At 58.7% G+C, this 13,163-nt stretch carries 14 protein-coding genes; 6 read left to right on the plus strand and 8 right to left on the minus strand.

Annotated elements, in window-relative coordinates:
* Nucleotide 1: 1 nt before the first annotated feature.
* The 3 genes from NW804_RS01520 to NW804_RS01530 are packed head-to-tail and all read right to left on the minus strand — an operon-like array spanning nucleotide 2 to nucleotide 3,691.
* Nucleotides 2-1,165: a molybdopterin molybdotransferase MoeA gene (locus tag NW804_RS01520; RefSeq protein ID WP_011429092.1), complete on the minus strand. Its 1,164-nt coding sequence runs from the start codon at nucleotides 1,163-1,165 to the stop codon at nucleotides 2-4.
* The gene (locus NW804_RS01525) at nucleotides 1,143-1,616 is read right to left on the minus strand and encodes a nitrate reductase associated protein (protein ID WP_414410577.1); all 474 of its coding nucleotides are present in this window, start codon (nucleotides 1,614-1,616) and stop codon (nucleotides 1,143-1,145) included. The genes NW804_RS01520 and NW804_RS01525 overlap by 23 nt, the downstream gene beginning before the upstream one ends.
* The gene (locus NW804_RS01530; protein ID WP_414393104.1) at nucleotides 1,613-3,691 is read right to left on the minus strand and encodes a molybdopterin oxidoreductase family protein; all 2,079 of its coding nucleotides are present in this window, start codon (nucleotides 3,689-3,691) and stop codon (nucleotides 1,613-1,615) included. Before NW804_RS01530 ends, NW804_RS01525 begins: the two co-directional genes overlap by 4 nt.
* Nucleotides 3,692-4,192: 501 nt before the next feature.
* Between NW804_RS01530 and NW804_RS01535 the strand changes: the two genes are divergently transcribed.
* The 6 genes from NW804_RS01535 (at nucleotide 4,193) to NW804_RS01560 (ending at nucleotide 9,722) form a co-directional block, all read left to right on the plus strand.
* Entirely contained in the window at nucleotides 4,193-4,627 is a 435-nt protein-coding gene (locus NW804_RS01535) for a type IV pilin protein (protein WP_099812592.1), read from the plus strand.
* 121 nt (nucleotides 4,628-4,748) lie between these two features.
* Nucleotides 4,749-6,071, plus strand: coding sequence for a dihydroorotase (locus NW804_RS01540; RefSeq protein WP_414422687.1), 1,323 nt, complete (start codon nucleotides 4,749-4,751; stop codon nucleotides 6,069-6,071).
* 40 nt (nucleotides 6,072-6,111) lie between these two features.
* A complete protein-coding gene (gene rapZ / locus NW804_RS01545; protein ID WP_414422688.1) occupies nucleotides 6,112-7,113 on the plus strand; it encodes an RNase adapter RapZ in 1,002 nt (333 codons plus the stop codon).
* Complete coding sequence (locus tag NW804_RS01550) at nucleotides 7,106-8,464, plus strand: gluconeogenesis factor YvcK family protein (protein ID WP_414410581.1); 1,359 nt, start codon at nucleotides 7,106-7,108, stop codon at nucleotides 8,462-8,464. The genes rapZ and NW804_RS01550 overlap by 8 nt, the downstream gene beginning before the upstream one ends.
* Nucleotides 8,465-8,865: 401 nt before the next feature.
* Nucleotides 8,866-9,462 (plus strand): protein-L-isoaspartate(D-aspartate) O-methyltransferase, encoded by a 597-nt coding sequence (locus NW804_RS01555; RefSeq protein ID WP_414422745.1) that lies wholly within the window; start codon nucleotides 8,866-8,868, stop codon nucleotides 9,460-9,462.
* Between the two features lie 74 nt (nucleotides 9,463-9,536).
* Complete coding sequence (locus NW804_RS01560; protein ID WP_414393115.1) at nucleotides 9,537-9,722, plus strand: hypothetical protein; 186 nt, start codon at nucleotides 9,537-9,539, stop codon at nucleotides 9,720-9,722.
* Here NW804_RS01560 and NW804_RS01565 read toward each other — a convergent pair.
* The 5 genes from NW804_RS01565 to NW804_RS01585 all read right to left on the minus strand — a co-directional run bounded on the left by NW804_RS01565 (nucleotide 9,719) and on the right by NW804_RS01585 (nucleotide 13,032).
* Entirely contained in the window at nucleotides 9,719-10,288 is a 570-nt protein-coding gene (locus NW804_RS01565; protein ID WP_414422689.1) for a peroxiredoxin, read from the minus strand. The two genes, NW804_RS01560 and NW804_RS01565, sit on opposite strands and share 4 nt — an antisense overlap.
* A gap of 41 nt (nucleotides 10,289-10,329) precedes the next feature.
* Nucleotides 10,330-10,836 carry a GNAT family N-acetyltransferase gene (locus NW804_RS01570; protein ID WP_414410584.1) on the minus strand — a complete coding sequence of 169 codons (507 nt, stop codon included), beginning with the start codon at nucleotides 10,834-10,836 and terminating at the stop codon, nucleotides 10,330-10,332.
* A gap of 189 nt (nucleotides 10,837-11,025) precedes the next feature.
* On the minus strand, nucleotides 11,026-11,172 hold the full coding sequence (locus tag NW804_RS01575; protein ID WP_414410585.1) for a hypothetical protein: 147 nt from the start codon (nucleotides 11,170-11,172) through the stop codon (nucleotides 11,026-11,028).
* A gap of 646 nt (nucleotides 11,173-11,818) precedes the next feature.
* Nucleotides 11,819-12,568, minus strand: coding sequence for a precorrin-2 C(20)-methyltransferase (locus NW804_RS01580; RefSeq protein ID WP_414410586.1), 750 nt, complete (start codon nucleotides 12,566-12,568; stop codon nucleotides 11,819-11,821).
* Between the two features lie 20 nt (nucleotides 12,569-12,588).
* Nucleotides 12,589-13,032 (minus strand): STAS domain-containing protein, encoded by a 444-nt coding sequence (locus tag NW804_RS01585; protein ID WP_414393124.1) that lies wholly within the window; start codon nucleotides 13,030-13,032, stop codon nucleotides 12,589-12,591.
* Nucleotides 13,033-13,163: the final 131 nt, after the last annotated feature.

Here is a 13,163-nt window from a genome sequence, read left to right on the forward strand (position 1 = left end):
CTTAGTACCACGGATAGAATTGGATGCTTTGCTCGGGGCTGAGGATAGTTTGAGCCGGGGGTAACTCTACAAAGCCATCGCTGTCTGTTAGAGCGATGAAGTCTCCGGAGTTGTTAGGCATAATCGGTGTAAAGACTCGGTTGGCGCTCATCTTAACGGGCACAAAAAGAGTGAGATTGGGTTTGAAGGTAATGACTTCACTTAGGTGCCCAGAGTCAGTGTTACGGTTGAGGAGATAACGATGCAAACATACAAGAGCTGAGATGGGGTTGCCTGGGAGGCCCCAAACTATAGTATTGGCCTGATGGTCGATGCCAAACCACATTGGCTTGCCTGGCTTTTGCGCCACGCCGTGGATGTAGGCAGTAACACCACAGCTTTGCCAGATGGCCGGCAAGTAGTCACACTTTCCCCTTGAAACACCCCCAGAGTAAATCAAGAGGTCGTAGTTTGGGGTATTGGCTTGGTAGTGGGTGGCAATGGCAGCAGGATCGTCCGGAAGGTGATCGGTCTCAACCTCGGTATACCCGTAGGCAAGAAGAGCCGCTCGGAGGGCCTCAGCGTTGGAGCGCCGCAGTTGGTAGGGTGCAGGGGTCTGCTCAATGGGAATCAATTCGCTGCCAGTTGCCACAACTTTGATGCGAGGAGTCCTCTCAACTTGGATGCGGCTGTAGCCAAAGGAGGCCAAGATCCCGACGTGGATGCTCTTGAGGGTAATGCCGGGGCGGAGAACCAGCGCTCCTGCAGAACAATCGCTACCTTGGGGATGAACAAAATCACCCCTGTTGCGTTCGACTTCCTGGGTGATGGTGGCAATTCCTCCCTCGATACGAATTTGCTCGTAGGGAATGACGAGATCACTACCCAGCGGCAGGGCACAGCCAGTCATCACTTCCAAGCACTGCTGCGGATCGGGCAGGGTGGCAGGGCTTGTCCCCGCAGGGGCTATGCCTGCAACAGCAAAGCTTCGCTGCCCAGCAGCATAAGCGGCATAGTTGATGGCGATACCGTCCATCAGGACCCGGTTAATTGGCGGGTAGTCCCGATCGGCGTAGATCGGCTCTGCCAAAACCCGCCCCACACAGCTTGCAATCGGGATCGACTCGGTTTTGGCTGGCAGCCAGTGGTCTTTAATAATGGCTTCAGCTTCCTGGACAGTGACCATAGGTGTGGGGTGCGGAAAATTCCTGAAAGGCGGGTAGGAAATTGCGGTTTTCGTGGCCAGGGCGACTGAGCTTAATGAGGGCAAAGCGCTGCAACGGGGTCAGCTTTTGCCATAGCTCAAGAGTCAGCACGACCCCCTTGGCTGCCGCCTGCTCAAGAACGCAGTCAGGGATGGTGGTAGCGTCTTCCCAGGCAGGGTTTGGATCAACAATTACCTCAGCGGCCTGCTCTTGGCAGACACTTTCGATAAGGTGAATTAGGTAGGCGCGGTAGGCAGCTCGGTTGTCAGCGGTATCCGTTGGCAGGTCAACCAAACTTTGGCGCTGCTGGTAACTAAAACGCAGCCACTGATGTAACTTGAGCTTGATGCCGCACTGATCGAGCTTTAAGCGCACGATCATGGGAATGCAGCGAAGGCTGTCGGCAAAGTCTTGCTCAAACTTAAAGATCATTTTGGTGGCAGCTCGATGCGACTAAGCTTGACGGCACAGGCTTTGAGTTCAGGTTGCTTTGAGCTGGGGCAGGCAACCGGGTGGGTGAGAGCGTTACAGCTTGTATCATTGCCCCACAATGCCCCCCAGTGCATGGGCATGAACACTGTGCCAGGGCTGATGGCGCAGGTAATTTTAACCGGCAGGGTAGCCTTGCCGCGCCGTGATTCAATCCTCACCCAGTCACCCTCAGTTAGCCCTACCTTGCTGGCATCGCGGGGATGGATTTCGAGAAAGGGTTGGGGGTGCATTGCTCGGATTTTGGCGACATGTCCAGTGCGGGTTTGGGTGTGCCAATGGCCATAGAGACGTCCTGTGGTGAGGATGTAGGGATATTCAGGGTCGGGCGGCTCGGCAAGGCCGCGGGAATGGCTGGGGATAAAGCGGGCACGACCTGTGGGCGTTGGGAAACGGTGATCGGTATAGAGGTTGCGGGTCTCCACTGAACCTGTGCGCGGATATGGCCATTGCTGAGGCCCCTGGCGCAGGAGCTCATGGCTGAGGCCAGACTGATCGCAGAGACGCCCGGCAGTTAGACCCACATATTCGGCAAAGACCTCAGCGCTATCGGCAAAGTCAAATGCCTTGGCAAAGCCCAGGCGGCGGCCTACTTCCGCCCAAATTTCCCAATCAGCCCGCGCTTCACCAGGAGGGTTACGCCAAGCTGGACAGAGGGTAACGCGGCGCTCCGAATTGGTCATGGTGCCTGTCTTTTCGCCCCACTGGGCAGCAGGGAGTACCAGATGGGCATAGGCAGTGCTTTCGGTGGGGAAGTAGGCGTCTTGGACAATCGTAAAGGGCGACCGCGCCAGAGCTGCTTCTACCCGACGTAGATCAGGCAGGCTCACCAGGGGATTGGTGGCGGCAATCCAGAAAATATCGAGGGCATCGGCTTCGAGGGCACGGATCATCCCCAGCGCATCAAGGCCAGGTTCAGGGTTAATTGGGCCAAGCTGCCAGTGCTGCTCCACTGCTGCCCGATCCTCTGGATTCGTAACCTTGCGGTAGCCGGGCAATAGATGTGCCAAGCCGCCCGCTTCTCGACCGCCCATAGCATTGGGCTGACCTGTTAGCGAAAAGGGCCCTGCCCCTGCAAACCCTATCTGGCCGGTGAGCAAATGGAGATTGATGAGGCTGGTCACCTTGGCCGTGCCTTCGCTGGACTGGTTAAGCCCCATCGACCACATGGAAAGCGTTTTCTGCGACTGCTGCCACAGTCGCGCAACAGCAAGTACCTCCTCAACTTCTAGGCCACAGCGGCTGGCTACTTGCTCAGGGGTGTAGTCGGCAACCAGGGCAGCATAGGCTTCAAAGCCTTCGGTGTGCTGGGCAATGAAGTCATGGTTGATGGCGCCCCACTGAATGAGTAGGTGAGCAATGCCATTGAGCAAGTCAATATCGCTACCTGGAGTAATCCTCAGATACAAATCGGCCTCCTCAGCCGTCTGCGTACGACGGGGATCCACCACAACAATCTTTAGGCTTGGGTCGCTTTTGTGGCGCTTGCGCAAGCGATTGAACAGAATTGGGTGGCATTCAGCGGTATTGGTGCCGATCAAAAAAGCCAGCTCGCAGCTATCGAGATCCGTGTAGCTACAGGGGGGGCCGTCCGAGCCGAGACTCTGGCTGTAGCCCTCTACGGCAGAAGACATGCAGAGGCGGGAATTGCTGTCGAAGTTATTGCTTCCTAGACACCCCTTAAGTAGCTTTTGGGCAATGTAGTAATCTTCGGTTAGCAACTGCCCTGAGCCGTAGATGGCAATCCTTTCGGGAGAGGTCTGGCGAATGCGCTCGACAATTAAATCCAGCGCTTGATCCCAGCTCACCGGCTGGAAATCCTCGCTGAGGCTAGGGCGATAGAGAGGCACCGTAGCCCGATTGCAATCGAGGGTTTCCAGGAGAGTCGCACCCTTAACGCAAACCATGCCCTGGCTGGACGGATGAGCTCGATCGCCGCGAATTTTTGTGCCGTCGGCCAGAATTTCTAGGCCACAACCAACCCCACAGTAGGGACAAAGGCTGCGTACGTTATCCATGTTCCCCCTCTGTTGTTACTTGGCTTGGTGTGGGCAAGGCGGCCGTAGGGAAAGAAGCTAGGGGTGTTGGGCCTAAGGCCTGCTTATCTAGCTGTCCTTGCCGCGGTTCTCACAAGTTCCAACGCCCCAGCCTAGAGACATTGACCTGGAACTTTTGTAGCTTGCGTTACTTTTTGCTCCTCACTATGCGGAAACATCATAGGAGGAATGCTTGAGCAGCATAGCCACCTCCTGCCAACTGCGGTTAGGTCTCTAGGCAAAGCAAGGGAGAAACAGGCAAGGAGTGCTCCTAAAGGCTCCGTCCTGCTAGACGAGGCGAGGAAAGTTTTAGGTCTGTAAAGGGCAACCTGAGATCAAGCTGCATAGGGGAGAAAGGCCCCCGAGTCGTTTGCACTTGGATACTGACGCTCCAAAGGGGAAGCAGACGCTGCTATGAGCTGACTTTCTCTTCATAAAGCCTATCTAATGCTCTGCCGTCGAGCAACTAAAGCTCCGCACGTCATGACCTTGATCAAGCTGCTGGCGGTAATCGTAATTGTCGGCATTCTCTCTGCTATTAGCATTCCCAATTTTCTTAACCACATTCGCCGTTCCAGAGTTGCAGAAGCCCAGACAGCTCTAGCAGCTATCGGCGGTGCTTCAGAAGTTTTCCGAATGGACTTCATGGTTTATCCTCCTGCCTACGCCGATATTGAATTTGGCGGGATCCACAGGGATCGCTATTTGCAAGATCCTTGGCAAGCCCCCAACTATCGTCTTCCTGAAGTTGTTCCTCCCACTGCCAGCTCAAGCGGCGTTCGTTGGATGACTGAGTCTCACACACATACAACTGTTAGTGGGGATCTCCTGCGCTGCGACCTTGGCTTAGGGGATCGCCAGCAAGAGGTTTTGGCCTCTGGCTACGACCTGCGCAGCTCTTGCAACCTCTATCGCTAGGAAGACAAGACTTGGGCAACTTGAGCTTGAGCTGCCGACTAGCTGTTCCATCGATTGGCCGGTTCTTAACCTGCTCGACAGGTGTTATCTTGAAAGCGCCTGTGAAAGGGGAAGCGGAGCTTTGGCCAGTAGCCTGCTGATCCGCAATGCCGAGCTGGTGGTACCGGAAGGGGATCCCTGGGTGGGAGATGTGCTGGTGCAGGACGGGCGGATTGCCCAGATTGGCCAACATCTCTCCACAGAAGGGGTGGCTAGGGTCATCGATGCCGAGGGCCATACCCTAATGCCGGGGGTGATTGATCCCCAGGTTCACTTCCGCGAGCCAGGCCGCGAGCACAAAGAAGACCTGCAGACGGGATCCTGGGCTTGCGCTCGCGGTGGGGTAACCAGCTTTTTGGAGATGCCCAATACGGATCCGCCAACAATTGACCAGAGAACGCTGGAGGACAAATTGGCGCGGGCTGCCAGCAAGTGCGTCGTCAACTACGGCTTTTTCATTGGAGCCACTGCCGATAACTTAAAGGAGCTGCAACGGGCGCAAGGAGCCTGCGGCATCAAGATCTTCATGGGATCCATGCATGGCCCCCTATTGGTGGATGATCAGGCTGCTCTAGAGAGGATCTTTGCCGAAACGGATCCCAACCTGGTCATTGCTGTCCACGCTGAGGATCACGCGCGGATTCAGGCCCGCCGAGCTCTTTTTGCCGGACGTACGGATGTGGCGGTTCACTCCCTCATTCAGGACGAAGAAGCAGCCTTGATTGCCTCGCGCCGAGCTCTAGACTTGGCCACCCGCTACCGCCACCGCCTGCACATTTTGCACCTCTCCACTGGCCTGGAGGTGGAGCTGCTGCGCCAGCACAAGCCGGCCTGGGTCAGCGCTGAGGTTACCCCCCAACACCTGCTGCTGAGCACTGCCGATTACGCTCGCCTAGGCTCCCTGGCTCAGATGAACCCGCCGCTGCGGGATCCCGCCAATTTGGAGCAACTCTGGCAGGGGCTGCACGACGGCATTCTGGACTGCATCGCCACCGACCATGCCCCCCACACCCTGGCCGAGAAGGCCCAGCCCTACCCCCACTCCCCCTCTGGCATGCCTGGGGTGGAGACGGCCTTGCCCCTGATGCTGACGGCCGCGCAGCAGGGCCGCTGTACCCTGCGCCAGGTGGTGCAGTGGATGTGCGAGGCGCCGGCCCGCCTCTACGGGATCCCCAACAAGGGGCGGCTGCAGGTGGGCTACGACGCCGACCTGGTGCTGGTGGATCGCCGTACACCTAAGCCAGTGCGACGGGAAGAGCTGCTGACCAAATGTGGCTGGAGCCCCTTCGAGGGCTGGGAGTTGGTGGGCTGGCCGTCGCTAACCATTGTGGGCGGGCAGATCGTCTTTCAAAACGGCCAGGTGGATCCCTCGGTGCGTGGCCAGGCCCTGACAGTTTGCCGCTAGCAAGTAGAGGTAGATCCCCCCTCGCCCTAGAATAGGCTGCATGGACAATCAGCCGACAAAACCAACCCCTGCGGCCCCAGCCGTTCTGGTGCTTGCCGGCCTGACCGGAGCAGGGAAAACTTTGGCCATTCAGCAACTCGAGCAACTGGGCTACACCGGCCTGGAAGGGATCCCGCCTGCCCAGGTCATCCCCTTGGTTGAAGCGATGCGGCCCCACCACGCCGCTTTGGCCATGAGTTTAAATCTCCACGCCCAGGAGTATCGGGAGCAGCTCCCCGAGCTAGATGCCTGGATGCGAGCCCAGGGGATCCCTTTCCTGTTCCTAGAAGCCCGGCCTTCGGTCTTGCTCAAGCGTCTTAGCGCCCACCGTCGCCCCCACCCCCACCACACCGGTGGCGGCCTGCTGGAAGCCATCGAGCAAGAAATCCGCGAACTAGCCCCCATCCGGCAGCGCTGCACCCACCTGCTGGATACCTCGGAGCTCAATAGCCAACAACTGCGGCAGCAACTGCAAGCCTTGGTGCAGGGGCTCCCCCAACCCCTCAACCTGCGGCTAGTGAGCTTTGGCTTCAAGTACGGCATTCCTCCTGAGGTCAACCTGCTGTTTGACGTGCGCTTTCTGCCCAACCCTTTCTTTCAGCCCCATCTGCGCCACCTCACTGGCCAGGATCGGCTGCTGCAGGAGTTTCTCTTTGCTGATCCGCTGACCCAGTCCACCTACCAGCAGATCTTTTCCCTCCTCCGGGCCTGGTGGCCCCACTATCGAGCAGAACGGCGGCCTCACCTAACCGTCGCCATCGGCTGTACCGGCGGACAACACCGCTCCGTGGCCCTGGTGGAACGCTTGGCCCAGGATTTGCAGCCTTGGACCCTTCCTGCCAACGGCTCTGGCCTGCCCGAGCTCAACCTCCAGGTTCAGCACTGCCATTTGCTGGAGTCGCAGCGGGAGCTGGAAGCCTGCTTTGGAGCACCGCCTGCTGGCCCCAGCAAGGAGCAGCCAGAGGCTAGGATCCCTTTGGCCGGCGTTCTTTCCCATGAGTAAACCTGAGCTCCGCAACAAGTCCCCCATCCGGGGACCTCGCCGCCGCAAGGCTGCCTGGTGGCGAAGTGGCTGGAAATGGCTCTTCCCTGGCCTGGCCGTCAAACGCTGGCTGAGCCTGGCCGTGGGAGGCGTACTCCTGATGCTGCTGGGCATTGCCATTTGGACGGAGCTGACCCCCATCTTTCGCCTGAAGCGGCTAATCGACATTACCCTGCGCTGGATCACCACCTGGATCCCGAACAACATCAGTGGTCCCTTGGTAACCGGGATTGGCTTGGTGATGGCGGTGCTGGGCTTTCGCAGCGCCCTGCGCTCCATCGAAGATGTGCTGATCCCGGAAGGGGACGAAGCGCTGGTGGATAAGCTCCTATCGCATCGGCGGCTAAGCCGTGGCCCTCGCATCGTGGTGTTGGGGGGTGGCACCGGCCTCTCCAACCTGCTGCGGGGGCTGAAGCACTACAGCTCCAACATCACCGCCATCGTTACCGTGGCCGATGACGGCGGCTCCTCAGGGCGCCTGCGGCGGGAGATCGGCGTGTTGCCCCCTGGCGACATCCGCAACTGCCTCACGGCCTTGGCCAACGAGGAAAAGCTCCTCACCGAGCTGTTCCAGTACCGCTTCCAGGCGGGGGAAGGGCTGAGCGGGCATAGCTTCGGCAACCTGTTCATCACCGCCCTCACCGCGGTAACCGGGGGCGACCTGGTCCGGGCCATCACCGCTACCTCTCAGGTTTTGGCCATTCAGGGACGGGTGCTGCCGGCTACTCTAGCCGATGTCACCCTCTGGGCCGAGTTAAGCGATGGCCGCCGCGTCGTGGGTGAGTCCAACATCACCAAAGCTAGGGGGCGCATCTGCCGCATTGGCTGCGATCCCCCCAACCCTCCCGCCTTGCCCGAGGCAATCGAGGCTATTGAGAAAGCAGAGTTGGTAGTGCTGGGGCCGGGCAGCCTCTACACCAGCATCATTCCCAACCTCCTCATCCCTGAAATTGTCGAAGCCCTGGCCAGAAACATGGCGCCCCACATCTACGTGTGCAACATCATGACGGAGCCGGGGGAAACCGACGGCTACACCGTTGGGGATCACGTCATGGCCTTGGATCGGGTGGCGGGCCTGCGCCTGTTCGATGCCGTCCTGGTGCAACGGGATCCCCCCTCCCCTCGCACCCTAGAGCGTTACCGCCGCAACGGCTCCGAGTTTGTGGTTTTGGACCCGGATAAGCTAGCCTACTTGGGCTGCCGGGCCGTTCTGGCCAACGTCATGCAAGAGGATCCCGAAACTGGCTTGGTGCGCCACAACCCTGAGCGCCTAGCGGCAATGCTGATGCGCTGGTTCGACAGACACCGCTAAGCCCTCCTGTAGCTCCTAGATTCTTCCATCCCCTTGCGGGGAAAAGCCGGAATTGTCAGGTTTTCTTGGCGGGGGAGGAGGGAAACTTCCCGGCGATGCCGCTTCGCTAGCAACGACTCACCCCAACGGATTTTGGCCACCCTGGGCCCTTGCAGGACCGGGGCTATGGAATTTCCGGGAGAAATTTGTGGCAGCAGGTTTAAAAGTGGGCCAGGATCGAGGTGAGGGATCCCAAGTTACGGCGCAGCATTCCAGGGAAATCCGGGCAAGCTGTTAGCTTTGGAGGTTAGGCGCCAATGGTAAGGTTGTTCTCGTCCCTCTTTAGCAGGACGGGTGGGGTTCGCCTTCCTCAGCCCTGTGCCGAGAGTGGCTTGGATCCCTGGGCTGACCAACGGGAACGGATGGTAAGGGAGCAGATCCTTCAGCGCGGGATCCGGGATCCCCGGGTGCTGGAGGCGATGCGCAAGGTGCCGCGTCACCTTTTTGTTCCCCCCGAGCTGCGGGATCGCGCCTACAGAGATTGCCCCCTGCCCATCGGCTACGGCCAGACGATCTCTCAGCCCTATATCGTTGCCTTTATGACCGAGGCAGCCCGCCTCACGCCTGAGTCGGTGGTGCTGGAAATCGGCACTGGTTCCAGCTACCAAGCGGCCATTTTGGCTGAGCTGGCCCGACAGGTGTACAGCGTGGAGCGGCTGCCTCCCCTAGCCACCCGCGCTCAGCAAACTCTGGCCTCCCTTGGCTACCGCAACGTGGAGGTGCGTCAGGGAGATGGCTACCAGGGCTGGCCGGAACACGCCCCCTACGACGCCATTGTGGTTACAGCCGCACCCCCAACCGTGCCGACAGCGCTTCTGGATCAACTGGCGGTGGGAGGTACCCTAGTGGTACCGGTAGGCGAAAGCAAGGCATCCCAGTCCCTGCTCATTCTCCACAAAACGCCGGAAGGAGTGGTGCAAAAGGAAGCTTTCCCCGTGCAATTTGTGCCCATGGTCTAGGGCAGGGGTTAGCAAAGGCCGCGATCTGACTAGGAAAGCGATAAGCTGGAGGAGCTGAGGCAACCACTGCAGCTATGGAGCCAGCGGAAATTGCCGCCCTAAAAGAGCGCATCAGACGTATTCGCGAGCGCCGGCCCGTCCTGGTCAAGCTTTTGGAAAGGCCGGATCTCGGGGACTTGCGCGTCGATGTCAACCAAGCCTTAGAGGAGATTGACGAGCTGCTGCAAGAGTTCGAGCAGACCTTTGGCCCCCAGGACTAGCCCTTCTTGGTAAGCTCCTGCAGTTGGGCCAAGACCTCGGCGCTGTGCCGGTAGGGGTTGACGATTGGGTAAATAGCCCGCAGGATCCCATCGGGATCAATGAGAAAGGTGTTGCGCAGGGCCATATCCCCCATCCACGAGCCGTAGGCGCGGCTAACCGTGCCCTGGGGATCCGACAGCAAAAGAAACTGCAGCCCCTCTGCTAGGCAAAAACGGCGGTGGGAGTCCACCGAGTCGGCGCTTACGCCCACAATCTCCGCTCCCAGGGCCTGGAACTTGGGCAGATCCTGCTGGAAGCGGCGGGCCTCGATCGTACATCCGGCAGTGAAGTCGCGGGGGTAGAAGTAGAGCACAACCCACTTGCCGCGAAAATCCGCCAGGCGCCGCACCTGGCCCGACTGATCTGGCAGTTCAAACTCCGGCGCTGGGGCCCCAATCGAGGGCAGGGGAGTAGTGCCCCACTGGGCAAAGGCGGCCTGAACCCCTCCAAAGCTAACCAGCAAAGCTGCAAACAAAGCTACAAATACGGCCCCCCAGCCCCTCCTGCTTACGGTCTCAACGTCCACGGCAACGCCTCTCTCGCCTTTTCCCTCTAGTTTACATAACTTTACGGCAGCCACTTGCAGAGCAAAAGCTGGGGTGGGATCCCCAGCCACTGCCAAAGCTGAGGGGTGCGCTCGAGGGGCACGTAGCCCAGTTGGGTGTAGAGTTGCTGGGCGGGCAAGTTATCTTCCAGGACGTGCAGCTGTAACCGGCGATAGCCCCACTTCTGCACTACCTCCTCGGCGCTGAGCAGAAGCTGTCGCGCAATTCCCTGCCGTCGCCACTCTGGTAGCACCGCCAAGTTCGAAAGGTAGGGATACTTCCCGTGGGCCATCGCCCGCAGCGAGATCTCAGCAGTCCCCACCACTTTCGACTCCACCGCCGCCGCTAAGCAGCAGTAGTAGGGATCCCTGGCTGCCAGCTTGAGGCGTAAATCCTGACGAATGATCCGTTTGTGAATGGGGTGCAGCCAGCGTTGCAGGCCTAGGGGCGGGTAAAAGACCTGGGCAAGAACCTCCACCACAGGATCCAGGTCGACGGCTGTGGCGGGATAGACCACGAGGGAGGGCACTGTGGAAGGAGCGCTTACGTATCCCTACCATTTTCGCAAACAATGCGAAGTGGCGGCCCTTGCTCGGGAACCGCCACCCCAGCACCAAAGTCAGAGCTTAACAGCCCTGAAACGAAGACCAACCCGCTGGCCACCTCTTAGGAGCTCAACCCCTGGACGTGGCAAACCCCTCTCCTTCCCCCCCTCGTCCTACAGCTCACCGGCATAGCGAGCCGAGCGCTTGCCGCGATAGATATCATCTGTGATGGGCTGGTAGCCGACTTCCACTAGGTCGGACTTGGCAGGGGTGAACACGCGAATAACTGCTCTTGCAATTTTCGACAGAAAGGTAAACATAGAGACCCCCCACCTCAAGAAATCTCAAGTTTTACTAAAAATCTCGGCTCGCTAGAGCCTGCAGGAGGAGCACCTGAACCTCACCGAAGCACCGGTTTTCCACGTCTTCTCCACTCTTCGCTGATTCTTGCTGGAGACTCGAAATAGCAGGCCGGCGCTTCCAGAAGCAGCAGAACTTACTGTCTTTTCACCACTCCAGACGAGGTAAGCGACCCCTCACGCTACAGTGCCTGGCTTCAGTAAACCCAGCCGCTATTTGATTTAACTCCCATGTCCCTTAGCTTGGGGGAAAACCTGTCGGAGAGGCCAGGTGCTCCACTAGGCAAGACAACCCCTTGCTTGATACACCTGCCAGCACAGCCAATTGAGAGCTTACGTGGGATCAACTTGAGAGGTTGTTTTGCTGGCAGTTTTGAGGCTGAGCAAGTTGCAAGCCGGTGTCTTACCTTTCCGCTGGATCTACCTCCTTTCCTGAATCACTACACCTCTAATCTAGCCCAGGCCGCCTACCCCTGTAGCGGCTGGCAACTGTTTTTAACAGTTTATGTTACTTCTTCAATTTGATTTCCATCTTTCTTCACGGGTATTACACGCAGATCCTGCGGTCAAATCTTCTTGCTTTTTCTCCTGGAGAAAAGCTCATTTTTTAGGAGCTTTTTGGCAAGTCAGCCACTCGAGGAGAGCTGCGATTCTGAGGCCACAGGATTAATAGGGAAAAGTAGGGGGGGCGGTAGTCGGCCAATCCGTCGAGGGTGGGGAAAAGGGCTTGCTGGGGCCAGCCGGCCCAGACCACTAGGCTAGCCCGCTGCAGCCAGCCTTTTTCGGCCAGCCACTGCCAAACTTGGGGGTAGACGGAAGCCACCTTCATGAGGACAACCACCTCAGCCCAAGCACAGGCCTCCTCCAGCTCTGCTAGGGCAAAAAGAGCGGGCAAAATTGCCAATTTCTCGGGGCCGAGGGCCAAAGGGGATCCCAAAGCCGCCGCAGCAGCCAGAGGAGAGCATACCCCCGGTACGACCTGGATGGGCAGGTCAGGGAGCCGCTGCCGCAGGGCCTGGGCCAGGTAGGCAAAGGTGCTGTAGAGGCCCACATCCCCTTCGCAGACAAAGGCCACATCTTCTCCCTGCTCCAGAAGGGGAGCTAGTTGCTCGGCAGCCGCCTCCCACGCCGCCTGGAGGAGCTCAGGCTGGGTAACAAAGGGCAAAGGCAGGGGCAAGAGCGTTTGTCCCGGTTGCAGCCAAGGACGCACGATTTGGTAGGCCAAACCAGGCTGGCCAGCAGCATTTTGGGGACAGGCCACCCAGTTGACAGCCTGGAGAACCCGAACAGCTTTTAGGGTCAGCCACTCGGGATCCCCGGCGCCGGCGCTGATGCCCCAAAAAGTCCCCAGACCCATTCCAATATCCCAGCAGCGGCCTAGGAAGCTTCGCCCTTGGGCTCCTCCGGGCTAGATCCGGCGGCTTCGGAGCCAGCCTCAGAGGGGGGAGAGGCCTGCTCGGAGCGCCTTTTGCTCTCTGCAGCTAGATAATCCAAAGCTTCCTGGAGTGAATTGCGCAGGGACAAGAACTTCTCCAGCCGCACCAGCTTTACCGTTTGGGTAATGCGAGGATTGCTCACTACCTGGAAGATGCCCCCGCGCTCTTGCACCAGTTTGGCCAGTTGCACCAGGGCACCGACGCCGGAGCTGTCGATGAAATCGATCCCTGTCAAGTCCAGGATAAGGTTGGGGGATCCCTTTTCTAGGTGCCTGGTAACCACTTTCACGAACACCGGCTCAGAGAAGGCATCCAGAAGGCCGGCTAGGTGGAAGACCTGGCAGTCTTCCAGGGCCTCGTGGCTACCACGCAAGCTAACTGTCAAAGACAGAGGCTCCGGAATGGCTTCTCTCCTTTATCTCGACTGCTCCAAAAGGCTTATACAACCTTATACAACACACCAGGGGACAAAACTGTAAGCCCCTCGTACTGCTCCCTACTTACGTGGTAGCTCAC

The organism is Synechococcus sp. WC10meta (assembly GCF_047461475.1).

Excerpts from the sequence above, each read along its gene's own strand:
- NW804_RS01530 (WP_414393104.1), bottom strand. The coding sequence starts at position 3,691 with ATGGATAACGTACGCAGCCTTTGTCCCTACTGTGGGGTTGGTTGTGGC.
- rapZ (WP_414422688.1), top strand. The coding sequence starts at position 6,112 with ATGGACAATCAGCCGACAAAACCAACCCCTGCGGCCCCAGCCGTTCTG.
- NW804_RS01560 (WP_414393115.1), top strand. The coding sequence starts at position 9,537 with ATGGAGCCAGCGGAAATTGCCGCCCTAAAAGAGCGCATCAGACGTATT.
- NW804_RS01550 (WP_414410581.1), top strand. The coding sequence starts at position 7,106 with ATGAGTAAACCTGAGCTCCGCAACAAGTCCCCCATCCGGGGACCTCGC.
- NW804_RS01525 (WP_414410577.1), bottom strand. The coding sequence starts at position 1,616 with ATGATCTTTAAGTTTGAGCAAGACTTTGCCGACAGCCTTCGCTGCATT.
- NW804_RS01535 (WP_099812592.1), top strand. The coding sequence starts at position 4,193 with ATGACCTTGATCAAGCTGCTGGCGGTAATCGTAATTGTCGGCATTCTC.
- NW804_RS01520 (WP_011429092.1), bottom strand. The coding sequence starts at position 1,165 with ATGGTCACTGTCCAGGAAGCTGAAGCCATTATTAAAGACCACTGGCTG.
- NW804_RS01555 (WP_414422745.1), top strand. The coding sequence starts at position 8,866 with ATGGTAAGGGAGCAGATCCTTCAGCGCGGGATCCGGGATCCCCGGGTG.
- NW804_RS01575 (WP_414410585.1), bottom strand. The coding sequence starts at position 11,172 with ATGTTTACCTTTCTGTCGAAAATTGCAAGAGCAGTTATTCGCGTGTTC.
- NW804_RS01580 (WP_414410586.1), bottom strand. The coding sequence starts at position 12,568 with ATGGGTCTGGGGACTTTTTGGGGCATCAGCGCCGGCGCCGGGGATCCC.